The following is a 20,334-nucleotide window of genomic DNA, read 5'->3' as shown; positions in this document are numbered from 1 at the left end:
TGTTGCAATGCAACAAATGGCGTTGACAGCCATTGTGCGTTGCACATATATATAGCGCACCGGCTTTAGTCAGGCGGTTTTTTGGTCATGCCGGACGTGTCTCCGGCCAGCTCAGGGGCGGCGTCTCGCGGCGCCGAAGAGGACATGTTCGCTCAGTTCGACGATCTGCAGAAACTCGGCAAGGAACAGATGGACGTCGCCATGAAGACGTTCGGCGCCGTCTCCAAGGGTGCCCAGGCGATCGCCGTCGAGGTTGCCGACTATTCGAAGAAGAGCTTCGAGCAGGGCAGCGCCACGGTCGAGAAGCTCGCCGGCGCCAAGACGCTCGACAAGGCCTTCGAGATCCAGTCCGCCTATCTCAAGAGCGCCTACGAGGGTCTCGTCGCCCAGACGAGCAAGATCGGTGAGCTCTATGCCGACCTCGCCAAGGAAGCGGTGAAGCCCTACGAGGGCCTCTACGCCCGCGCGCAGACGGTCGCGACCACCGGCAAGTGATACCGGCGGCGGCTCGCGCCGCCGATCGATTTATCCTCCCGCCTCAAGGCCCGGCCCCGTGCCGGGCCTTTTTTCGTGCCGTTTGCCCTTTTTCGCGCCTGTCTCCCCTCGCCGGGGGCGGCGGCGGAGGCGTTGCTGCCGCCGTCGTTGTTTTTTGATCCGCGCGCGGCGCCGGACGCACTGGCGAAGCATCCCGCCGGGCATTAGATTAGTCGGGGCGCGCCGTCCGGGCGCGCGCGAGAGCGGGCCAAGCGCGAGATCATTTGCGGATACGATGCCGACAGGGACTGGGAAGCTGGACGAGCGGGCCGTGGGGCCGACGACGGGCATGACGGAGCGCCGGCGTGGCGGATTGCGTCCCTCGCAAGGGAACGATGGTCCGGGTTCGGCGCTTCTAACGAAAACCAAGCCGCGGACCAAGCGGCCCAACATGTATCGCGTGCTGCTGCTCAACGACGATTACACGCCGATGGAGTTCGTGGTGCACGTGCTGGAGCGCTTCTTCAACAAGGCCCGGGAGGACGCCACCCGGATCATGCTGCACGTGCATCAGAACGGCGTCGGGGAATGCGGCATCTTCACCTATGAGGTTGCCGAGACCAAAGTCACCCAGGTGATGGATTTCGCACGGCAGCACCAGCACCCGCTGCAATGCGTGATGGAAAAGAAATAGGGGAGAGACCCTTTTGCCCACCTTCTCCCGCAGTCTCGAACAGGCGCTTCACAGGGCCCTGGCCTTCGCCAACGAGCGCCACCACGAGTACGCGACGCTCGAGCACCTGCTGCTCGCCCTGGTCGATGACCAGGATGCGGCGGCGGTGATGCGCGCGTGCAATGTCGATCTCGAGATGCTGCGCCGCAATCTCGTCGAATATGTCGATACCGAGCTGACCAACCTCGTCGCCGACGGGCGCGAGGAATCGAAGCCGACGGCCGGGTTCCAGCGCGTCATCCAGCGCGCCGTCATCCACGTGCAGTCCTCGGGCCGGGAGGAGGTGACGGGCGCGAACGTGCTCGTCGCCATCTTCGCCGAGCGCGAGAGCCACGCGGCCTATTTCCTGCAAGAGCAGGACATGACGCGCTACGACGCCGTCAACTACATCAGCCACGGCATCGCCAAGCGCGCCGGGCTGTCGGAAACCCGCGCGCCGCGCGGCTCCGACGAGGAGAGCGAGGGGCGCTCGTCGAGCACCGACGAGGCCGAGGGCCAGCGCAAGAAGAAGGGCGATGCCCTCGAGGCCTATTGCGTCAACCTCAACAAGAAGGCCCGCGAGGGGCGCATCGACCCGCTCATCGGCCGTGAGGGCGAGATCCAGCGCACCATCCAGGTGCTGTGCCGCCGGCACAAGAACAACCCGCTGCTCGTCGGCGATCCCGGCGTCGGCAAGACGGCCATCGCCGAGGGGCTCGCCCGCAAGATCGTGTTGGGCGAGGTGCCGGAGGTGCTGGCCGACGCGACGGTCTTCGCCCTCGACATGGGCACGCTGCTCGCCGGCACGCGCTACCGCGGCGACTTCGAGGAGCGCCTCAAGCAGGTGATGAAGGAGATCGAGCAGCATCCCGACGCGATCCTCTTCATCGACGAGATCCACACGGTGATCGGCGCCGGGGCGACCTCCGGCGGCGCGATGGATGCGTCGAACCTGCTGAAGCCCGCGCTCGCCTCCGGCACGCTGCGCTGCATCGGCTCGACCACCTACAAGGAGTACCGCCAGTACTTCGAGAAGGACCGGGCCCTGGTGCGCCGCTTCCAGAAGATCGACGTCAACGAGCCGAGCGTCCCGGACACCATCGCCATCCTCAAGGGGCTGAAGCCCTATTTCGAGGAGTTCCACAAGCTGCGCTACACCAACGACGCCATCAAGGCGGCGGTGGAGCTGTCGAGCCGCTACATCCACGACCGCAAGCTGCCGGACAAGGCGATCGACGTCATCGACGAGACCGGCGCCTCGCAGATGCTGCTGCCCGAGAGCCGGCGCAAGAAGACGATCGGCGTCAAGGAGATCGAGACGACCATCGCCACCATGGCGCGCATCCCGCCCAAGACGGTGTCGAAGGACGATGCCGAGGTTCTGCAGAACCTCGAGGAGACGCTGAAGCGCGTCGTCTACGGGCAGGAGCGCCCCATCGAGGCGCTGTCGGCCTCGATCAAGCTCGCCCGCGCTGGGCTGCGCGATGCCGAGAAGCCGATCGGCTGCTATCTCTTCGCCGGCCCGACCGGCGTCGGCAAGACGGAGGTGGCGCGCCAGCTGGCGGCGACGCTCGGCGTCGAGCTGCTGCGCTTCGACATGTCGGAGTACATGGAGCGGCACACCGTCTCGCGGCTCATCGGCGCACCGCCCGGCTATGTGGGCTTCGACCAGGGCGGGCTCCTGACCGACGGCGTCGACCAGCATCCGCACTGCGTGCTGCTGCTCGATGAGATCGAGAAGGCCCATCCCGACCTGTTCAACATCCTGTTGCAGGTCATGGACCACGGCAAGCTGACGGACCACAACGGCAAGCAGGTCGATTTCCGCAACGTCATCCTCATCATGACGACGAATGCCGGCGCCGCCGACCTCGCCCGGCCGGCCTACGGCTTCACGCGCACCAAGCGCGAGGGAGACGACCAGGAGGCCGTCAACCGCCTCTTCGCGCCGGAGTTCCGCAACCGCCTCGACGCGATCATCTCCTTCGGCCATCTGCCGAAGGAGGTGGTGGCGAAGGTCGTGGACAAGTTCGTCCTGCAGCTCGAGGCGCAGCTCGCCGACCGCAACGTCACCATCGAGCTGAGCGACGAGGCGCGCGAGTGGCTGGTCGACAACGGCTATGACGAGGCGCTGGGGGCCCGGCCCATGGCGCGGCTCATCCAGACGACGATCAAGACCCCGCTGGCCGACGAGGTGCTGTTCGGGCGGCTGAAGAACGGCGGCGCCGTGCGCGTCGTCGTCATCACCGACGAGACAGGTACGCGCAGCCTCGGCTTCGAATATCCGGAAGGGCCGGTGACGCCGAAGCCCGAGAAGGACGTGGCCGATGCCGCCAAGCGCCGCAAGGTGAAGCGGGGCTCGACAAAGCCGGCCCGAAAGGTGCAGAAAGGCCGCAAGTCGGGCGGTGGTGAGACCGGCGGGCGGGGCGGCAAGGGCGGCCTGCCGGCGCCGGTCAGCACCGTGCCCAAGGTCCCGCTCGTCAGGGGTTGAAGGTGGCAAGCTGGTTTCAGCGTAGACGGGAGCGCCGGCGTCGCCGCCAGCGCACCGAAGAAGTGATGTCCTGGTTCTTCCTGCCGATCATCGTGCTGATCAGCTTCTTCCTCGGCTCGCTCGTCTGGGACCAGGTCAGCGATCCCGCACAGGCCCTGATCAGGGCCGTGGCGAGCGGCGACCTCCTGCGCTGATGCCTTTCGCCTGAAGCCGCGTCAGGCGGCGCGCACATCCTCCAGGAAGGCCGAGATCGCGCGCTCGATCGTTTCCGTCTGGTCCGCCAGGCGGTCGGCGAGGGCGTCCACGTCGCGCGCGGCCGTGCGGGTCGCCTCGGCGGCCTCGGCGACACCCTTCATGGCACCTGCGCCGTTGGCGGCCTCGCCCGAGGCGCGATCGACGTTGTCGGCGAGCGCGCGCACGACCCTTTCCTGCTCACGCACGGCGTCCGACACCGTCCCCGCCATCGTGGCCATCTCCACGATGATCGCGTTGACATGGCCGATGGCGTCCACCGCCGTGTCGGACACGGCCTGGATGGCGGCGATCTGGCTGCGGATCTCCTCGGTCGCGGACGCGGTCTGGCTCGCCAGGGTCTTCACCTCCGAGGCGACGACGGCAAACCCCTTGCCGGCTTCGCCGGCCCGGGCCGCCTCGATCGTCGCATTGAGGGCAAGCAGGTTCGTCTGGTTGGCGATGGCGAGGATCAGCTTCACCACCTCGCCGATGCGGTCGGCGGCCGTGGCGAGGTTCTGGACGGTCTCCACGGTCTCGGCGACCTCGTCGCGGGCGCGTCCGGCGACGGTGGTCGAGCGGGCCGCCTCCTCGGTGATGCGGTCGATCGATTCGGCGAGCGTGCCCGTCGCCGTGGCGGCCGACGACACGTTGTCGGAGGCGACCGCGACCGCGCCGTCGGCCTCGGTGATGCGCCCCGCCGCCTCGCGCGCGGTGGCGTCGAGCGCATCCGAGGCCGTCCTCAGCTCGGCCGCGGCACTGCGCACCTCGACGAGGCCGGCCTTCGCCGTGGCCTCGAAGCGGGCGATCATCGCCTCGATCTGGGCGGCGCGCTCGTCGCGCCGTGCCTGCTCCTCCGCCTCGCGCGCGGTGAGGGCGTCGCGCTCCAGCGCATTGTCGCGGAAGACGGCGACCGCCGCCGCCATGCGGGCGATCTCGTTGCGCCCGGGCACGGCAGGGATGGCGATGCCGGTATCGCCCGCAGCGAGGCGCTGCATGGTCATCGCCAGGCCGTTGAGCGGGCGGCTGATGCTGCGGCCGATGAGCCAGGACAGGGCGAAGCCGATCACCGCCGAGGCGGCGATCGTCGCGAGGACGACATTGGTCGTCGCGTCTGCGATGCGCTGGAGGCGCTGCGTCGCGGCGGCCGATCCGTTCACCGCCGTCTGCACGATGGCGGCGACGGCCGGGTCGATGACATCGGTGGAGAGGGCGAGCTGATCGCCGACGCGCACGAAGAGGTCGTGCTTCTCCTGCCAGCCGTCCACCTTCGCCCGGTAGGTCTTGAGACCGCCCTCGAGGCCCGTGCGCAGCTCGGGCGTCAGAGTCTCGGCACGGGCGACGAGGCGCTCGACCCGGCCGAGGGCGACCTCGACCCGGCCGCGCTCGGTGTCGCCGCCCGTCAGCAGGTATTCACGCTCGGTTCGGCGCAACTGGTCGAAGGCGACGATCAGCCGGTTGAGCTCGGGGTCGGGATTGTCGCGCGCGAATTCAGCGAGCGCCTGCTCCATCGCCTTGGCGGCGGCCTGGATGTCGCCGCCAAGCCCGCTGTCCGGGCTCGTGCCGAGATCGTTCACGAGCCCGGCGACGGTGCGGAAGGAGGTCTCGATGGCGGTGAGCGCCTTGCCGAGCTCGTCGATGCTGGCGGAAAGGTCGCCGGCCATGGGCCGGGAACGCAGGGCGGTCAGCGCTTCGGTCGCCTGGCGGGCCTCGTCGTCGAACTTGCGCGCCACGACATCGGTGCGGACGCGCAGGTAATCCTTCACGTCGCCCTCGACCCGCAGCGTCGCGGCGCGGAACAGCTCGGCGGCGTGGGCAAGGTCGGCGTAGGCGTCCTTTTCGGCGAGCGCCGCCGCGATCTGCTTATTGCTCGCCGTGTAGATGGTCCCGATCGCGGCAAAGCCGACAAGGGCCGTGAGGCTGAGGGCGGCAATCCGCATGCGGATCGAAAAGCTGTGGAGCCAGTTCCGGGACAGCACGCGTCACCTCGTCGAAAGGTCGGCACACGGGGCGATGCCGCCATCCTCGAACGGCAAGCTGACGTGGGGCTTGTCTCGAAACGGAAAGGCGGCCGCTGCTGGACAGCGCCCGCCTTTCCTTCGGTCATCGTGTCAAGCGTCAGGCGAGCCCGGCGATGGCCTTACGGATACGCTCGGCGTGGGCCTTCAACGTCTCGGGCGGTGCCATTTCGCCGGTGTGCGGCCTGAGGGGCACGTCCTTCCAGCGCGGCAGGATGTGGACGTGGATGTGGAAGACGACCTGGCCGCCGGCGCTCTCGTTGAACTGCTGGATGGTGAGGCCCTCCGCGTCCATGCCCGCCTTCACCGCCCGCGCCACCTTCTGCACGCCGACGGCGAGGCGGCCGAGATCCTCGGCGGGAATGTCGAAGATGTTGCGGGCCTCGACCTTCGGGATGACGAGCACGTGGCCGTCGGCCCGGGGCATGATGTCCATGAAGGCAAGCGTGTGCTCGTCCTCGTAGACGCGCTCGCACGGCAGCTCGCCGCGCAGGATCTTGGCGAAGATGTTGTTCGGATCGTAGCTGCTCATGCCATCCTCATGGATCACCGACGGGCAAGGTTTGGCGAGCGGGGCTCCCGCCGTCAAGCGCCGGGCGCGCGTGCCCCCTGGCCTTCGTGCCGGTAGGGCAGCTCCTCGGCGAGGGCCTCCATCTCCGCTTCGATGGCGACGCGCTCGCGCGCCAGATAGTCGGCCACGGCCCGGCGCAGGCCGGGATGACCGATGTCGTGGGCGGAATAGGTGAGGGCAGGCTTGTAGCCGCGGGCGAGCTTGTGCTCGCCCTGCGCCCCGGCCTCCACGCGGGCGAGGCCGCGGCGGATGGCGAAGTCCATGGCCTGGTAATAGCAGAGCTCGAAGTGCAGGAAGGGGTGATGCTCGATGGCGCCCCAGTTGCGGCCGTAGAGGGTGTTGGCGCCGATGAAGTTGAGCGCCCCGGCGATGTAGCGGCCGCCCCGCCGGGCCACGACGAGCAGGATCCTGTCCGCCATGCGCTCCCCGACGAGGGAGAAGAAGGCGCGCGGCAGGTAGGGCCGGCCCCATTTGCGCGAGCCGGTGTCCTGGTAGAAGTCGAAGAAGGCGTCCCAGTGGGCTTCCGTGATGTCGCTGCCCGTGAGCGGCTCGATGGTGATGTCGGGGCCGAGCGCATCGCGCCGCTCGCGCCGGATCGCCTTGCGCTTGCGGGCGGAAAGGGCACCGAGAAAATCCTCGAACGAATGATAGCCCTCGTTGGGCCAGTGGAACTGCCGGTCGGTGCGCAGGAGGAAGCCCTCTTCACCAAGGAAGCGCCACTCCTCCTGCGGCAGGAATGTCACGTGCGCGGACGAGGCATCGATCTCGCGCCGCAGGGCCCTGAGGCCGGCGACGAGGCCGTGGCGCGCGGCGTCAGCGCCGGGGCCGGGCCGCGCGAGGAGGCGCCGGCCGGTCGCCGGCGTGAAGGGCACGGACAGCTGGAGCTTCGGGTAATATTGCCCGCCGGCGCGCTCGAAGGCATCGGCCCAGCCGTGGTCGAAGACATATTCGCCGAGCGAGTGCGACTTGCCGTAGCAGGGCGCCACGGCCCGCACGGCGCCGTCCGTCCCTTCGACGACGAGGTGCAGCGGCGTCCAGCCGGTGCGCCCGCCGACCGCGCCGGATTCCTCGAGGGCGGAGAGGAAGGCATGCGAAATGAAGGGGTTATGTGAATCGTGCTGAGAAGCCGATTCAAGGACGGCGATGCCGCTTCCGGCGCAGGTCCGGTCCTCGTCGGGGGCTCGAAAAGACGAGTCGCGGGAATCGGTTGCCGGTGCTGCTTGAGCTGCCGGTTGAGGTTCCCGTGCGGCACCCTGCGGGTTGGCGCAGGCGTCCCAGTCCGCAGCGGCGATGGCGGAGATCGAGGGAGCGACGCGGACGGTGAGGCCCGCGTCGTCGTCGGCTTTCGTCGTCATCGGCTGCGGCGGCTCGCGGATGGGGTCATGCCGCTAAGTTATGTGCGCCAGCCGCCGGCCGGTAGGGCCTCAGGGCACGAAACCCTCGAAGATCATCTGGTCGGCGTATTTCATGGCCGTTTCCCGGTCCTCGGGCGTGCGCACGGTCCAGGTCAGCACGGGCATGCCGAAATAGCGCGCCATGTTGGGGGCGGCGTGCGGCAGGTCCTTCACGTGCCATGCGATGAAGTCGGGCCGCGAGCGCTCCATGTGCAGCAGGTGGCCGAGGCTCTTCTGCATGGCGGCCGGCAGGCGCGCCCATTCGCCGTGGTCGTAGTTGGCCTCCGCCGTGATGCCCCGCGGGCGTCCCGGCGCGAGCTCGGCGAGCGCCTCGACGATGGCCGGATCGAAGGACATGAGCGCGATCGGGTCGTCGCGGCCGGCGACCACCTCCGTGACGCGCCGCGTCAGGGCGAGGTTGCCGTCGAAGCCGCTCTTGATCTCGACGACCACGGGCACGCGGCCCCCGATGAGGTCGAGAAACGCGCCGAGCGTCGGGATGCGGTCGTCGCTGTCGCGGAAGGCGATGCCCGCGAGGGCGGCCACCGTGCGGGCATCGATGCGTCCGCTCTCGCCGGTGAGGCGGTCGAGCGTGAAATCGTGGAACACGACGGCCTCGCCGTCGGCCGTGAGCTGCACGTCACATTCGATGGCAAAGCCGCGTGCGACGGCGGCGAGGGCCGCGCCGGGCGTGTTCTCGAGCACCCGGTCGGCGGCCACGTGCAGCCCACGGTGCGCCACGGGCTGCGCCGTGAGCCAGGAGGGAGCGGGCATGCGTCTGACCTCAGGCGACTTCGAAGATGGCCTCGACCTCGACGCAGGCGTCGAGCGGCAGTTCGGCGACGCCGATCGTGGAGCGGGCGTGGCGGCCGGCTTCCCCCAGCACCTCGACCATGAAGTCGGAGGCGCCGTTCATCACCCCGGCGAGGCCGGCGAAATCGGGCGTCGCGTTGATGAAGCCGCCGAGGCGCACGCAGCGCGTGATCTGCGACAGGTCACCGAGCGCGGCGCGGGCCTGGGCGAGCAGGTTGATGGCGCACAGCCGCGCCGCCTCCTTGCCGGTCTCGGGCGAAACACCGGCGCCGAGCTTGCCCTTGTGGGCGTCGGCGAGCTTGCCGTCGAGGCCGAGGCAGAGCTGGCCGGAGATGACGAGGAGATTGCCCGTGCGCACATAGGGCAGGTAGTTCGCGACGGGAGCCGCCGGCGTCGGCAGCGTGATGCCGAGTTCGGCGAGGAGGGCGTCGATGGTGCTCATCATCTGTCTCCGCATATGGATCCGTCACCCGGTCGGGCGATGACCGGGCAAGGTTGTTGCCGATCCGCCCTCCTGTCGCAAGTCTTGTGTGGGCAAGTCTCGTGTGGGCAAGTCTGATGTGGGCAAGTGCCGCGCCGGGCGCCGTCTTCCGCACACGATCCCGATGATGCCGCATTCGCGGCCTCTGTTGCCTTGACCGGCAGGGGCTCGCAGCCGTCTAATCAGAACGGTGCGACAGAACGACGTCGAAGAGACGCGGCAGTGGAGAGTTTCATGAAGGTTTGTCTCGGCACGCTGCTGGCCGTCGGCTTGAGCCTGGGGCCTGCCACGGCCGCCACGACGGCGATGCCGCTTGCGCCGCACCGCGTCGTCTATGACCTCACCTTGCTGGGGAGCAAGGGATCGCGCGGCGTGGAGGCTGCCCGCGGGCGCGTCGCCTTCTCCTTCACCGGCAACACCTGCGAGGGCTATGCCCTGACCTATCGCCAGGTGACGGTGCTCGAGGGGGGTGACATCGGCCAGCGCACGTCCGACCTGCGCACGACGACCTTCGAGGACGGCAAGGGGGCGAGCTTCACCTTCAAGACCGAATCGACCTTCAGCGGCACGCCGGCCAAGCTCGTCGACGGCCAGGCGGAGCGCGAGGCGGCGGATGGCCTCGTGGTGCGCACCCGGGCCCCGAAACGCGACCGCTTCTCGCTCGACGGCGAGGTGATCTTCCCGACCGAACACCTGAGGCGCATCATCGCCGCGGCCAAGGCCGGCAATTCACTGATCGAGGCGCGGGTGTTCGACGGCTCCGACGACGGCCGGCAGATCTACGACACGCTCGCCATCATCGGCCGGCCGAAAGGGGCCGACACCGTCGCGGGCCTCGAGGAGGCGGCGCGCCAGGACGCGCTGAAGGACATGCCGCGCTGGCCGGTGAAGATCAGTTACTTCACCAAGGAGGGGGAGGGGGAGCGCACGCCGCGCTACCAGCTCTCCTTCGAGCTCTACGAGAACGGCATCAGCCGCGACCTCGTGCTCGACTACGGCGACTTCTCCCTCAAGGGCGAGATGAAGACCCTCGAAGTGCTCGAAACGCACCCCTGCCAGGTGCCCTAGGCCCATCCAGATGGCCGGCCGGCTGAGGCAATGGGCGCGCGTCATCAAGAGGGACGTGCATGCGCTCTATCTCGCCAGCCGTGATCCGCGCGTGCCCTTGTATGCCAAGGTGCTCGCCCTCCTCGTCGCGGGCTACGCGCTGTCGCCCATCGACCTCATCCCGGACTTCATCCCGGTTCTGGGCTATCTCGACGACGTTATCCTCGTGCCGCTCGGCGTTCTCGCCGTCGTGAAGCTGATCCCGCCGGAGCTCATGGCCGAGCACCGGGAACTGGCGGCCGCGGCCCAGGAGCGCCCGGTGAGCCGCGTCGCCGCGGCCGTCATCGCCTGCCTGTGGATCGCATCCGTGGCGCTGGTGGTCTGGCTGGTGTGGCGTTAGCCCCATCCGCCGAAGGGGGGCCTGTCCGGCACCGCCGAGACGCATCAGCGCCGGCTGTCGCCCTTCTTGTCCGCCGGCCTGCCGGTTTCGGCGGCAAAGCCGATGCCGCGCACGACGGCGGCCTTGCCGAAGCGCTCGCGCAGGCTGTCCACCGCCTTCTCCATGCGGGCAAGGCGCACCGATTCCGTGTCGGCGAGGTCGCCGACATCAGCGAGGGCGGCATCGCACAGGTCCGTGGCGCCGATGCCGATGAGGCGGAAGGCGGTGCCGTCGCACTCGCTCGTCAGCATGGGCGCCGCGATGTCGAAGAGCCGGCGGGCGAGCTGGGTCGGCGCGATGCCGGAGCGCGAGCGCGTCCTGGTGCGGAAGTCCGCGGTCTTGAGCTTCAGCGTCACGCTGCGCCCGGCGAAGCCGGCCTTCTTCAGCCTGAGCGACAGCTTCTCCGACAGGCGCCAGAGGATCGGCGCCAGCGTCTCCACATCCCTGATGTCGCGGTCGAAGGTCGTTTCGGCGGAGATGCTCTTGGTCTCGCGCACCGGGTCGACCTTGCGCGTGTCGATGCCGTGGGCGAGGCGGTGCAGCCTCAGGCCGTCCTTGCCGACGAGGGCGACGATCTCGCCCGCGTCCCGGGCCCGGACGTCGTCGATGGTCCTGAGGCCGGCGCGTGCCAGGCGCTCCTGGGTCGCCGCCCCGATGCCGTAGATGATGGACACCGGCTTGCCGGCGAGGAAGGGCGCGACATCCGCCTCGCCGATGATGGAGAAGCCGCGCGGCTTGTCGAGGTCCGACGCGATCTTGGCGAGGAACTTGTTGACCGACAGGCCGACGGAGATGGTGATGCCGAGCTCGTCCTCCACGCGCCGGGCGAAACGCGCGAGCGTGACGGCCGGGGTCGCCTTGTGCAGGCGCTCGGTGCCCGTGAGGTCGAGGAAGGCCTCGTCGATCGACAATGGCTCGACGAGCGGCGTCATCTCCAGCATCAGGCGGCGCACCTCGCGCCCGACGCGGACGTATTTCTCCATGTCGGGCTTGATCACCACCGCGTCGGGGCAGGCCTGCAGCGCCTTGAACATGGGCATCGCGGAGCGCACGCCGTAGGTGCGGGCGATGTAGCAGGCGGTCGAGACGACGCCGCGCTTGCCGCCGCCGATGATGACCGGCTTGTCGCGCAGCTCCGGCGCGTCGCGCTTCTCGATGGTGGCGTAGAAGGCGTCGCAGTCGACATGGGCGATGGAGAGCCGGTCGCGCTCGGGATGGGCGATGACGCGCGGGCTGCCGCAGGCGGGGCAGCGCGGGCGCGGCGGCGCCGTGGCGCTGAGGCAGTCGCGGCAGAAGATGTTCGGCGCGCCGGCCATGGTTTCATGTTTCCGTGCCCGCCCGAATCCGGCGGGAGAGCATCATCCATCGGCCCTGGGCCGTCGGCAATCGGCACCAGCCTGCCGCTGCCTCACAGCCCGCTGCCCGGGTCCGGATCGAGGACGGCCCTGGCGAGCGCGACGTGCTCGGGGGCGAGATTGTTGTTGGCGGCAAAGGCGAGCAGCAGCGATTCGTCCGCGAGCAGGTGGTCGAGGACCGAGACGAGAAAGCGCGGCTCGGTCGCTGCCGCACGAATGTTCTCGGGACCGAGGCCGGTGAGGGCGAGGAAGCGCCCCAGCCGCTCGGGATCGGCCGCCAGGAAGGAAAGGGCGGTGATGGCGCAGTTTTCCGCTTGCGCTGCGGACAATGACTTGTTCGGCCGCATTTCGTGGATCAGATTTGCCATTCATCAACGGGTGGGCTGCTATCTCTAGCATCGATCTTACAGGGAAGTGAGAGCCCGCCTGTCCATCGCGGATGGAGCGGGCCCGCCGCGCAAGAGGCGTCGCATATGCCGAAGACCGTTCTCATCGTCGAAGACAACGACCTGAACATGAAGCTGTTCAGCGACCTCCTCGAGGCCCACGGCTATGCGACGCTGAAGACCGCAAGCGGCGTCGAGGCGATGGAAATCGCACGCGCGCACCGGCCGGACCTCATCCTCATGGACATCCAGCTGCCCGAGGTCTCCGGCCTCGAGGTGACGAAATGGCTGAAGCAGGACGAGGAGCTCAAGGCGATCCCCGTCATCGCCGTCACGGCCTTCGCCATGAAGGGCGACGAGGAGCGCATCCGGGAGGGCGGCTGCGAGGCCTATCTCTCCAAGCCGATCTCGGTGGCCAAATTTCTCGAAACCGTTAGAAACTATCTCGACGCTGCCTGAGACGAGCCACATCGCCCCATGTCCGCCCGGATCCTCGTAGTTGACGACACGCCGACGAATGTGAAGCTGCTCGAGGCGCGGCTGACGGCGGAATATTTCGAGGTCCTCACCGCTTCGAGCGGGCCGCAGGCCCTGGCGCTCTGCGCCGAGAACCTGTGCGACATCATCCTGCTCGACGTCATGATGCCGGGCATGGACGGGCTGGAGGTCTGCCGCCGGCTCAAGCACGATCCGGCGACGGCCCATATCCCCGTCGTCATGGTGACGGCGCTCGACGAGCCGAGCGACCGCCTGCGCGGCCTCGAGGCCGGGGCCGACGACTTCCTGACGAAGCCGGTCGACGACCTCGCCCTCATCGCGCGCGTGCGCAGCCTCGTGCGCCTGAAGACCCTCACCGACGAATTGCGCAACCGCGTGCTGGCCTCGCGCGGGCTCGGCATCGTCGACGACCCCTTGGCGGGGGCGACGCTCGAGACGGGACGCGACGCGCAGGTTCTCGTGGTCGAGGATCGGCCGGAGACGGCGGCCCGGATGCAGGCGGCACTCGCCGTCGATCATGCCGTCTGCGTCGTCGAAACGCCGGCGGAGGCGCTCGCGCGGGTGGCGGAGGAGGATTTCGACGTCTTCATCGTCAGCCTCGGCCTGGCCGGGGCGGACGGGCTGCGGCTGTGCAGCAACCTGCGGGCCATGGAGCGTTCTCGCAACGCGGTCGTGCTGATGGTGGCGGACGAGAGCCAGCGCCCCGCCATCCTGCGCGGGCTCGACATCGGCGTGCACGACTATCTGCTGCGGCCGGTGGAGCACAGCGAGCTCGTGGCGCGCGTGCGCACCCAGGTGCGCCGCAAGCGCTATGCCGACAGCCTGCGGGCCAGCGTGCAGGCATCGCTCGCCCTTGCGGTGCTCGATCCGCTGACGGGCCTCTACAATCGCCGTTATCTCGACGGGAAGCTGCGCACCACCTTCACCCAGGCGCGGGAGAGCGGCGACAGCCTGTCGCTGCTGCTGCTCGACATCGACCGCTTCAAGCTGATCAACGACGGCTTCGGCCACGACGTCGGCGACGAGGTCCTGCGCGAATTCGCCCGGCGCGTGCAGACCCACACCCGCGGCATCGACACGGTCTGCCGCTTCGGCGGCGAGGAGATCGTCGTCATCGTGCCGGGAACGCCGCTCGAGGCCGCCGAGGCGGTCGCCGAGCGGGTCCGGATGCGTGTCGAGGGCGAACCCTTCGTCGTGCAGCGGGGCAGGGTCGCGCTCGATGTGACCGTCTCCATCGGCGTCGCCAGTCTCTTGCCCGGCGACGGCTCGATCCAGGCGCTCTTCAAGCGGGCCGACATGGCGCTCTACCGGGCGAAGGCCGCGGGCCGCAACCGTGTGGTGGCCGCCGCGGGCGAGGCGGCGGCATGGGGCGCCTAATGGGGCGCCTGATGGGGCGCTTAACCGTGCGCGCAGGTTTGCACCCGTTGAGCCATTTCCGCGATTGCATTCTGGCGCCGCGGATGTAGGTTGTCGGCATGCGAGGCCGCTGGCCCGCAGCAAGTTTCCCTACGGATGCTCAGGTCCGCCGCATCTCCTGGGTCCCGTGGGGTTCGGCCGGCACGGAAGCGGTTACGTGGCCTCCTCGAACCCGCTTCCGGCCGGCCACCTCATTGTTCTGACAGTGCATCCCGATTCTCCGGCCGCCGGCCGGAATCAAAAAGGCGCCCATTGGGCGCCTTTCTTGCAGGATCACGCTATCGTGGCATCGCGGGCCGGTGGGCTTATCCGCCGCCGGCCGCCGATCCCGCCGAGCTCACTTGATCTTGTGTTCCTTGAACTCGACGTGCTTGCGCGCGACCGGGTCGTACTTCTTGATGGCGAACTTGTCGGTCATCGTGCGCGTGTTCTTCGTCGTCACGTAGAAATAGCCCGTGTCGGCGGTCGAGACGAGCTTGATCTTGATCGTCGTAGCCTTGGCCATGGCGGCACCTCTTCATGCGGGGCTGCTGTGGCAAGCCCGTCGCGAAAAACCAAAAGGGCCGGAGTCGCCCGGCCGTTCGGCTCGGGAGATGCAGCATTCCGCGGCGGAAGTCAAGGCTGCCGGCTGCCGCAAACGACCGGACCGGCGGCATGGCCGCCGGTCCTCCCTCGCGTTACCGATACCCCTTGCCAGCGCTGTTGGAGCGTCGGCTATGGCTTCCAGCCGATGCGTCAGTCCGTCGCTTCGAGAACGCGCACCACCCGACGGGTCGAGGGTTCGACCACGAGAATCTCGTTCTCGGTGGTCACGTACTCGTAGTCGCGCAGACCCGGTGCCGTCTCGATGATCTCAGGTGAGAAGTCGTGGAGTACGACGTCCGGCGGCAATTCGGCGCCGACCGTGACTTCGCGCTCGAGAACGACCGGCGCCGGGCGACGCTCGATGACGTAGCGGCGAACGACCGTCTCCTGTTCCGGCGCGATCTCGATCGTCGGCCCGGGCGTCTCGATCACGGTTGTCTGCGCCATGGCTCCTGTCATGCCCGCAGCAAGGAGTGCGGACGCGAGCAGATAAGGTAGGCGTGTCATTCTTAACTCTCCTTTTCGCCCCGTCTTCCAACGCGCCGGCCGCCGGGTGGTTCCCCATGGCCTGCCGCCCTGCCGTCGCCTCAGACCTGGCGCATGGTGGTGCCGATCTCCCGCATGCGCCGAAGCGCGTAGGCAGGCTCGATCAGCACCTCCGGCAGATAGAGGCCGGGTGCGACGGGGCCGCCGCCGGCGAGGCCGAGCAGGCGCTCCACGGCCAGCGTGGCGCCGAGGGCCGTGAGCGGCGCCTGGCCTTCGGGATGCACGAGCTCGTAGCGCCGGGCCAGCCGGTCCCCGTCGGCGCCCTCGCCGTCGATCTCGATGATGATCTCGGTGGAGAACGGCTCTCCGCGGCGGCGGCTGGCGGACTGGCCATAGACCAGGTCGAAACGGATGTTGGGGGCGCCGGTCGTGTCGGCGAGGCTGAGCACGTCGAACGGCGAATAGGCGCTCGCCACCACCTCGTTGCCGCCGACGTCACGCACGTTCCGCGCGGCGTCGTCGCCGGCCGCCCAAAGCCAGCGTCCATCCTTCAGCATCAGGGCGTGCGGCGCGGCGGTGGTGAGCCGGTCGAAATCGGCATAGGCCGCCGGGCCACCCATGTCCTCCTCGTCGAGAACCGCTGCGATGGCGATAGTGTCGATACGACGGAAATCCCGGGCGAAGACGAGGGTGGGAAAGGTGGCGGCACCGGCGAGCCAGTTGCTCGCCATCAGGATCGGCGCGGCTGCGGGGCGGTGGATGTGGCGCGCCATCTCCGGGCCCACCTCGAAGACGCCGCTCGATACGCTGACGTGAGGCAGCCCGTGCCGCTGCGCGTAGTCGAGCGCGTGGAGGGCCGCGTCCTTGACGAAGACGACGATGGCACTGAAGCGTGCGTCCTCGGACAGGGCGAGGCCGGCGACGTCGATGTCGACGTGCATGGCAGAGGCGTTGCCGATCGCGGCGGCCACACGCCCGGCCTTCGCACGGTCGCGTCCGCCGATGACGAGGGGCAGGGAAGGGTGGAAACGGCGCAGCATGGCGGCCGCCTGCGCGCCGACGACGCCTGAGCCGCCGATGACGAGCACCGGCGCCGGGTGTTGCATTGACATTTCGGGTCTTGCTCCTCTGTATCCGGGGAGCCGGGCGCGCTCCGGCTGATTGCTACCAATGGTAACTTACTAGTGGTAAGTTGCCTGTCTGCTGTCAAGCGGCGAAGAGCAGGGCGCCGAGGAGCCATGGAAAAAAAAGCTGCCGGGCGGGAGCCGCCGGCCGCCAGATTGTCGAAGGGCGAGCGCCGGGCGCAGCTCCTGGAGACCGCCCTCGCCATGGTTCGGGAGGAGGGCACGGACGGGCTGACCCTGGCGGCGGTGGCCGAGCGGGCGGGCGTGACCAAGCCGATCGCCTATGACCACTTCGGCACCCGCTCCGGGCTGCTGATCGCGCTCTATCGGCTGCTCGACGAGCGGCAGGTCGAGGCGCTGCGCCGTGCGCTCGCCGTGGCGCCGCGGCAACTCGCCGAGGTGGCCCGCGTCGTCGCCCAGGCGCATGTGGACTGTTGCGCCGCCGGCGGCGAATGGCTCGCCGTCTCCGCCGCCCTCAAGGGCGACGAGGCGATGGAGGCCGTCCAGCGCGAGCTCGTCGACGGCTGCATCGCCCTCTATGGCAGAGCCTTCGGCCCCTATACCGCCCTCACCGGCGAGAGGCTGCGCCTCGCCTGCGTCGGCTTCCTCGGGGCCGGCGAGGCGATCGGCGCGGAAGTCGTGCGCGGCCGCGTCGCCGAGGCTGCCGCCGTCTCGGCCTTTACGCAGCTGATCGTCGCGAGCCTGGCGAAGCCATGAGCGGCCGGGGTGAGAGCTTGTTGCCGAACGGCGCGACTCCGCCTATAGCGGTGGCTTCAAGATGACAGCCACAACCGCGCCCCGCCCGAGCTTTCCCCACCGGCACCTGCTGGGGATCGAGGGTCTTTCGCCGCTCGACATCACCGCCCTGCTCGACATGGCCGACGAGGCCGTGGAGGTGAGCCGGCAGGTCGAGAAGAAGCGCACCACCTTGCGCGGGCGCACGCAGATCAACCTCTTCTTCGAGCCCTCGACGCGCACGCAGTCGTCCTTCGAGCTCGCGGGCAAGCGCCTCGGCGCCGACGTGATGAACATGTCGGTCTCCTCCTCCTCGGTGAAGAAGGGCGAGACGCTGATCGACACGGCGGCGACGCTGAATGCCATGCGGCCGGACATCATCGTCGTGCGCCACCATGCCGCCGGGGCCGTGCATCTCCTCGCGCGCAAGGTCGACTGCGCCGTCATCAATGCCGGCGACGGCGCCCACGAACATCCGACGCAGGCGCTGCTCGACGCGCTCACCATCCGCCGCAACAAGGGGCGGATCGAGGGGCTGATCGTCGCCATCTGCGGGGACGTGCTGCATTCGCGCGTGGCGCGCTCCAACATCATCCTGCTGCAGGCGCTCGGCGCGCGCGTGCGCTGCGTCGGGCCCTCGACGCTGCTGCCTTCCGGGCTCGAACGCTTCGGCGTCGAGGTCTTCACGGACATGCGCAAGGGGCTGGCGGATGCCGACATCGTGATGATGCTGCGCCTGCAGCGGGAGCGCATGAACGGCTCCTTCGTGCCGTCGGTGAAGGAATATTTCCGCTTCTTCGGCCTCGACCGCGAGAAGCTCGCCTATGCGAAGCCCGACGCCCTCGTCATGCATCCGGGCCCCATGAACCGGGGCGTCGAGATCGATTCGGAGGTGGCCGACGGCGCCCAGTCGCTCATCCGCGAGCAGGTGGAGATGGGGGTCGCCGTGCGCATGGCGACGCTCGAGGCGCTGGCGCGCAACCTTCCGAACGGATGAGGGGGCAGGACCGATGAAGACCCCCACGACACAAGCGCGGGCCCTCGTTTTCACCAATGCCCGCCTCGTCGATCCCGCGAGCGGGCGCGAGGCGGCAGGGGCGCTCCTCGTCGAGGACGGCGTCATCGCGGACATCGGCTGGGACGAGCCCGGCCGCGCCGGCCCGGCCGGGGCCGAGGTGGTCGACTGCGGCGGGCGCGTGCTGGCGCCGGGCCTCGTCGACATGCGCGCCTTCGTCGGCGAGCCGGGGGCCGAGCACCGCGAGACGCTGAAGACGGCGAGCGAGGCCGCGGCGGCCGGCGGCGTCACCACCGTGGTCTGCATGCCGGACACGGACCCCGTCGTCGACGAACCGTCGATCGTCGATTTCCTGCTGCGCCGCGCCCGTGACACGGCCGTCGTCAACATCCACCCCGCCGCCGCTTTGACCAAGGGCCTCGAAGGCCGGGAGATGACCGAGTTCGGCCTCCTCATGGAGGCCGGGGCCGTGGCCTTCACGGATGGCGCGCGCTCCGTCACCAATGCCCAGGTGATGCGCCGCGCGCTCACCTATGCGCGCGATTTCGGTGCGCTCATCCTCCACCACACGGAGGATCCCGACCTCGTCGGCAGCGGCGTCATGAACGAGGGCGAGCTCGCGAGCCGCCTCGGCCTGCCGGGCGTGCCGCGGGAGGCCGAAATCATCATGCTGGAGCGGGACCTGAGGCTCGTGCAGTTGACAGGCGCGCGCTACCACGCCGCCATGGTGTCCTGCGCCACCTCCATCGCGCTCATCGAGCGGGCGAAGGCCGAGGGACTGCCGGTCACCTGCGGCGTGTCGATCAACAATCTCACCCTCAACGAGAGCGACATCGGCGACTACCGCACCTTCCTCAAGCTCTCGCCGCCGCTGCGCTCGGAGGAGGACAGGCTCGCCGTGGTCGACGCGCTGGCGCGCGGCGTCATCGATGTCGTCGTCTCCGACCACAACCCGCAGGACGTGGAGACGAAGCGGTTGCCCTTCGCCGAGGCGGCGGACGGGGCGGTCGGCCTCGAGACCATGCTGTCGGCGGGGCTGAGGCTCGTCCATGCCGGCCATATCGGCCTTGCCCGCCTGCTCGCCGCCATGGCGAGCCAGCCAGCCGCGCTGCTCGGCCTGCCGGCCGGGCGCCTGGCGGCAGGGGCGCCGGCCGATCTCATCCTCATCGACCCCGACGAGCCCTATGTGCTCGACAAGGCGGCCCTGCACTCGCGCTCCAAGAACTCGCCCTTCGACGAGGCGAGGCTCGAGGGGCGCGTGCTGCAGACCTTCGTCGCCGGTCGCAAGGTCCACGACGCATCGCCCGCTTCCTGATGTCCGCGGCAGGGCTTGCGGCCTTTTCGCGCTGCCCGCCCGCGTGCAACATCGGCATCAACGGAACCACAACCGAGGCTGCCCCATGCCCGAAGCGATGAACTGGTCGCTCGCCTGGCCCTATTTTCTTGCTGCGCTCGTCTTCGGCTACCTGCTGGGATCGATCCCGTTCGGTATCCTTCTGACGCGCCTGACCGGCGCCGGAGACCTGCGCAGCATCGGCTCCGGCAATATCGGCGCGACCAACGTGCTGCGCACGGGGCGCAAGGGCCTTGCCGCGGCGACGCTCCTCGGCGACATGCTCAAGGGCACCGCTGCCGTGGTGGTGGCCGCGCAATGGGGGCCGAACACGGCGCTCCTCGCCGCGCTCGGCGCCTTCCTCGGCCATCTCTATCCCGTCTGGCTGCGCTTTCGCGGCGGCAAGGGCGTCGCCACCTTCCTCGGCTGCGCGCTCGGCCTCAAGCCGCTCGTGGCGCTCGTCTTCGCGCTCGTGTGGCTGGGAAGCGCCTTCCTGACCCGCTATTCCTCGCTGTCCGCGCTCCTTGCGAGCCTCGCGACCGTCGCCGCCTTCTTCATGCTGGGCGAGCGGCAGATGGGCGAGCTCGCGATCGTCCTCGTCGTGCTGCTGTGGTGGGCGCACCGGGGCAACATCGTGCGGCTCGTCAAGGGCACCGAGGGCAAGATCGGCCAGAAGGGCTGAAGGCTGCATCGTCGCAGGCGCTGCAACCTTGGCTTGCGTCCGGCGCAG

Annotated in this window: 22 protein-coding genes; 12 read left to right on the top strand and 10 right to left on the bottom strand. The window is 69.0% G+C overall.

All coding sequences use genetic code 11. The annotated features are described in order from the left end of the window. Positions 1 to 144 precede the first annotated feature (144 nt). The 4 genes from GGR16_RS08015 (at position 145) to GGR16_RS26415 (ending at position 3,871) form a co-directional block, all read left to right on the top strand. Complete coding sequence (locus GGR16_RS08015; protein ID WP_019401558.1) at positions 145 to 495, top strand: phasin family protein; 351 nt, start codon at positions 145 to 147, stop codon at positions 493 to 495. A 328-nt stretch (positions 496 to 823) separates the two neighbouring features. Beyond that, positions 824 to 1,168 carry an ATP-dependent Clp protease adapter ClpS gene (gene clpS, locus GGR16_RS08010; RefSeq protein WP_183316372.1) on the top strand — a complete coding sequence of 115 codons (345 nt, stop codon included), beginning with the start codon at positions 824 to 826 and terminating at the stop codon, positions 1,166 to 1,168. Between the two features lie 13 nt (positions 1,169 to 1,181). Next, entirely contained in the window at positions 1,182 to 3,677 is a 2,496-nt protein-coding gene (gene clpA / locus GGR16_RS08005) for an ATP-dependent Clp protease ATP-binding subunit ClpA (RefSeq protein ID WP_019403527.1), read from the top strand. 65 nt (positions 3,678 to 3,742) lie between these two features. Then, complete coding sequence (locus GGR16_RS26415) at positions 3,743 to 3,871, top strand: hypothetical protein (RefSeq protein WP_019403528.1); 129 nt, start codon at positions 3,743 to 3,745, stop codon at positions 3,869 to 3,871. 21 nt (positions 3,872 to 3,892) lie between these two features. Here GGR16_RS26415 and GGR16_RS08000 read toward each other — a convergent pair whose 3' ends face one another. The 5 genes from GGR16_RS08000 to GGR16_RS07980 form a co-directional block, all read right to left on the bottom strand. Then, positions 3,893 to 5,887 carry a methyl-accepting chemotaxis protein gene (locus GGR16_RS08000; RefSeq protein WP_183316194.1) on the bottom strand — a complete coding sequence of 665 codons (1,995 nt, stop codon included), beginning with the start codon at positions 5,885 to 5,887 and terminating at the stop codon, positions 3,893 to 3,895. Between the two features lie 139 nt (positions 5,888 to 6,026). After that, complete coding sequence (locus GGR16_RS07995) at positions 6,027 to 6,458, bottom strand: HIT family protein (protein WP_183316193.1); 432 nt, start codon at positions 6,456 to 6,458, stop codon at positions 6,027 to 6,029. A gap of 53 nt (positions 6,459 to 6,511) precedes the next feature. Beyond that, positions 6,512 to 7,852, bottom strand: a complete 1,341-nt coding sequence (locus GGR16_RS07990; protein WP_183316192.1) for a GNAT family N-acetyltransferase — start codon at positions 7,850 to 7,852, stop codon at positions 6,512 to 6,514. Positions 7,853 to 7,921: 69 nt separating this feature from the next. Continuing rightward, entirely contained in the window at positions 7,922 to 8,665 is a 744-nt protein-coding gene (locus tag GGR16_RS07985) for a glycerophosphodiester phosphodiesterase family protein (RefSeq protein ID WP_183316191.1), read from the bottom strand. 10 nt (positions 8,666 to 8,675) lie between these two features. Then, complete coding sequence (locus GGR16_RS07980) at positions 8,676 to 9,146, bottom strand: RidA family protein (RefSeq protein ID WP_183316190.1); 471 nt, start codon at positions 9,144 to 9,146, stop codon at positions 8,676 to 8,678. A 273-nt stretch (positions 9,147 to 9,419) separates the two neighbouring features. Between GGR16_RS07980 and GGR16_RS07975 the strand changes: the two genes are divergently transcribed. Next, positions 9,420 to 10,253, top strand: coding sequence for a cell envelope integrity EipB family protein (locus GGR16_RS07975; RefSeq protein WP_026015365.1), 834 nt, complete (start codon positions 9,420 to 9,422; stop codon positions 10,251 to 10,253). A gap of 10 nt (positions 10,254 to 10,263) precedes the next feature. Then, complete coding sequence (locus GGR16_RS07970; protein ID WP_183316189.1) at positions 10,264 to 10,632, top strand: YkvA family protein; 369 nt, start codon at positions 10,264 to 10,266, stop codon at positions 10,630 to 10,632. A gap of 44 nt (positions 10,633 to 10,676) precedes the next feature. Here GGR16_RS07970 and GGR16_RS07965 read toward each other — a convergent pair whose 3' ends face one another. Next, on the bottom strand, positions 10,677 to 11,987 hold the full coding sequence (locus GGR16_RS07965) for a DNA polymerase IV (protein ID WP_019403536.1): 1,311 nt from the start codon (positions 11,985 to 11,987) through the stop codon (positions 10,677 to 10,679). Between the two features lie 92 nt (positions 11,988 to 12,079). Further along, on the bottom strand, positions 12,080 to 12,355 hold the full coding sequence (locus GGR16_RS07960; RefSeq protein WP_343059610.1) for a DUF3572 domain-containing protein: 276 nt from the start codon (positions 12,353 to 12,355) through the stop codon (positions 12,080 to 12,082). 144 nt (positions 12,356 to 12,499) lie between these two features. Between GGR16_RS07960 and GGR16_RS07955 the strand changes: the two genes are divergently transcribed. Further along, complete coding sequence (locus GGR16_RS07955) at positions 12,500 to 12,871, top strand: response regulator (protein ID WP_019403538.1); 372 nt, start codon at positions 12,500 to 12,502, stop codon at positions 12,869 to 12,871. A gap of 18 nt (positions 12,872 to 12,889) precedes the next feature. Continuing rightward, positions 12,890 to 14,287 (top strand): PleD family two-component system response regulator, encoded by a 1,398-nt coding sequence (locus tag GGR16_RS07950; RefSeq protein ID WP_183316188.1) that lies wholly within the window; start codon positions 12,890 to 12,892, stop codon positions 14,285 to 14,287. A 376-nt stretch (positions 14,288 to 14,663) separates the two neighbouring features. Here GGR16_RS07950 and rpmG read toward each other — a convergent pair whose 3' ends face one another. From rpmG to GGR16_RS07935, 3 genes are all read right to left on the bottom strand, one after another. Further along, positions 14,664 to 14,831, bottom strand: coding sequence for a 50S ribosomal protein L33 (rpmG, locus tag GGR16_RS07945; protein ID WP_019403540.1), 168 nt, complete (start codon positions 14,829 to 14,831; stop codon positions 14,664 to 14,666). A 230-nt stretch (positions 14,832 to 15,061) separates the two neighbouring features. Beyond that, entirely contained in the window at positions 15,062 to 15,358 is a 297-nt protein-coding gene (locus GGR16_RS07940; RefSeq protein WP_019403541.1) for a DUF1236 domain-containing protein, read from the bottom strand. A gap of 140 nt (positions 15,359 to 15,498) precedes the next feature. After that, positions 15,499 to 16,509, bottom strand: a complete 1,011-nt coding sequence (locus GGR16_RS07935) for a saccharopine dehydrogenase (RefSeq protein ID WP_026015367.1) — start codon at positions 16,507 to 16,509, stop codon at positions 15,499 to 15,501. A 126-nt stretch (positions 16,510 to 16,635) separates the two neighbouring features. Between GGR16_RS07935 and GGR16_RS07930 the strand changes: the two genes are divergently transcribed. The 4 genes from GGR16_RS07930 to plsY all read left to right on the top strand — a co-directional run bounded on the left by GGR16_RS07930 (position 16,636) and on the right by plsY (position 20,286). Further along, on the top strand, positions 16,636 to 17,238 hold the full coding sequence (locus tag GGR16_RS07930) for a TetR/AcrR family transcriptional regulator (RefSeq protein WP_026015368.1): 603 nt from the start codon (positions 16,636 to 16,638) through the stop codon (positions 17,236 to 17,238). Between the two features lie 61 nt (positions 17,239 to 17,299). Continuing rightward, the gene (locus tag GGR16_RS07925; RefSeq protein ID WP_019403544.1) at positions 17,300 to 18,253 is read left to right on the top strand and encodes an aspartate carbamoyltransferase catalytic subunit; all 954 of its coding nucleotides are present in this window, start codon (positions 17,300 to 17,302) and stop codon (positions 18,251 to 18,253) included. Positions 18,254 to 18,266: 13 nt separating this feature from the next. Further along, the gene (locus GGR16_RS07920) at positions 18,267 to 19,586 is read left to right on the top strand and encodes a dihydroorotase (protein ID WP_019403545.1); all 1,320 of its coding nucleotides are present in this window, start codon (positions 18,267 to 18,269) and stop codon (positions 19,584 to 19,586) included. A gap of 85 nt (positions 19,587 to 19,671) precedes the next feature. Further along, positions 19,672 to 20,286 (top strand): glycerol-3-phosphate 1-O-acyltransferase PlsY, encoded by a 615-nt coding sequence (plsY, locus tag GGR16_RS07915; protein ID WP_019403546.1) that lies wholly within the window; start codon positions 19,672 to 19,674, stop codon positions 20,284 to 20,286. The last annotated feature ends 48 nt before the right edge of the window (positions 20,287 to 20,334 follow it).

It is taken from the genome of Chelatococcus caeni (assembly GCF_014196925.1).
Classification (GTDB): domain Bacteria; phylum Pseudomonadota; class Alphaproteobacteria; order Rhizobiales; family Beijerinckiaceae; genus Chelatococcus_A; species Chelatococcus_A caeni.
Note: the sequence above shows the minus strand (reverse complement) of the source record. Positions and strands in the feature narration are given on the sequence as shown.

What these genes read in the sequence shown, in the direction of transcription:
- GGR16_RS08015 (WP_019401558.1), top strand. Translation starts at nt 145, where the DNA reads ATGTTCGCTCAGTTCGACGATCTGCAGAAACTCGGCAAGGAACAGATG.
- GGR16_RS07975 (WP_026015365.1), top strand. Translation starts at nt 9,420, where the DNA reads ATGAAGGTTTGTCTCGGCACGCTGCTGGCCGTCGGCTTGAGCCTGGGG.
- plsY (WP_019403546.1), top strand. Translation starts at nt 19,672, where the DNA reads ATGCCCGAAGCGATGAACTGGTCGCTCGCCTGGCCCTATTTTCTTGCT.
- GGR16_RS07920 (WP_019403545.1), top strand. Translation starts at nt 18,267, where the DNA reads ATGAAGACCCCCACGACACAAGCGCGGGCCCTCGTTTTCACCAATGCC.
- clpS (WP_183316372.1), top strand. Translation starts at nt 824, where the DNA reads ATGACGGAGCGCCGGCGTGGCGGATTGCGTCCCTCGCAAGGGAACGAT.
- GGR16_RS07995 (WP_183316193.1), bottom strand. Translation starts at nt 6,458, where the DNA reads ATGAGCAGCTACGATCCGAACAACATCTTCGCCAAGATCCTGCGCGGC.
- GGR16_RS07965 (WP_019403536.1), bottom strand. Translation starts at nt 11,987, where the DNA reads ATGGCCGGCGCGCCGAACATCTTCTGCCGCGACTGCCTCAGCGCCACG.
- GGR16_RS07935 (WP_026015367.1), bottom strand. Translation starts at nt 16,509, where the DNA reads ATGTCAATGCAACACCCGGCGCCGGTGCTCGTCATCGGCGGCTCAGGC.
- GGR16_RS07990 (WP_183316192.1), bottom strand. Translation starts at nt 7,852, where the DNA reads ATGACGACGAAAGCCGACGACGACGCGGGCCTCACCGTCCGCGTCGCT.
- GGR16_RS07955 (WP_019403538.1), top strand. Translation starts at nt 12,500, where the DNA reads ATGCCGAAGACCGTTCTCATCGTCGAAGACAACGACCTGAACATGAAG.
- GGR16_RS07980 (WP_183316190.1), bottom strand. Translation starts at nt 9,146, where the DNA reads ATGAGCACCATCGACGCCCTCCTCGCCGAACTCGGCATCACGCTGCCG.
- GGR16_RS07985 (WP_183316191.1), bottom strand. Translation starts at nt 8,665, where the DNA reads ATGCCCGCTCCCTCCTGGCTCACGGCGCAGCCCGTGGCGCACCGTGGG.
- GGR16_RS07930 (WP_026015368.1), top strand. Translation starts at nt 16,636, where the DNA reads ATGGAAAAAAAAGCTGCCGGGCGGGAGCCGCCGGCCGCCAGATTGTCG.
- GGR16_RS07970 (WP_183316189.1), top strand. Translation starts at nt 10,264, where the DNA reads ATGGCCGGCCGGCTGAGGCAATGGGCGCGCGTCATCAAGAGGGACGTG.
- GGR16_RS26415 (WP_019403528.1), top strand. Translation starts at nt 3,743, where the DNA reads ATGTCCTGGTTCTTCCTGCCGATCATCGTGCTGATCAGCTTCTTCCTC.
- GGR16_RS07950 (WP_183316188.1), top strand. Translation starts at nt 12,890, where the DNA reads ATGTCCGCCCGGATCCTCGTAGTTGACGACACGCCGACGAATGTGAAG.
- GGR16_RS07925 (WP_019403544.1), top strand. Translation starts at nt 17,300, where the DNA reads ATGACAGCCACAACCGCGCCCCGCCCGAGCTTTCCCCACCGGCACCTG.
- rpmG (WP_019403540.1), bottom strand. Translation starts at nt 14,831, where the DNA reads ATGGCCAAGGCTACGACGATCAAGATCAAGCTCGTCTCGACCGCCGAC.
- GGR16_RS07940 (WP_019403541.1), bottom strand. Translation starts at nt 15,358, where the DNA reads ATGGCGCAGACAACCGTGATCGAGACGCCCGGGCCGACGATCGAGATC.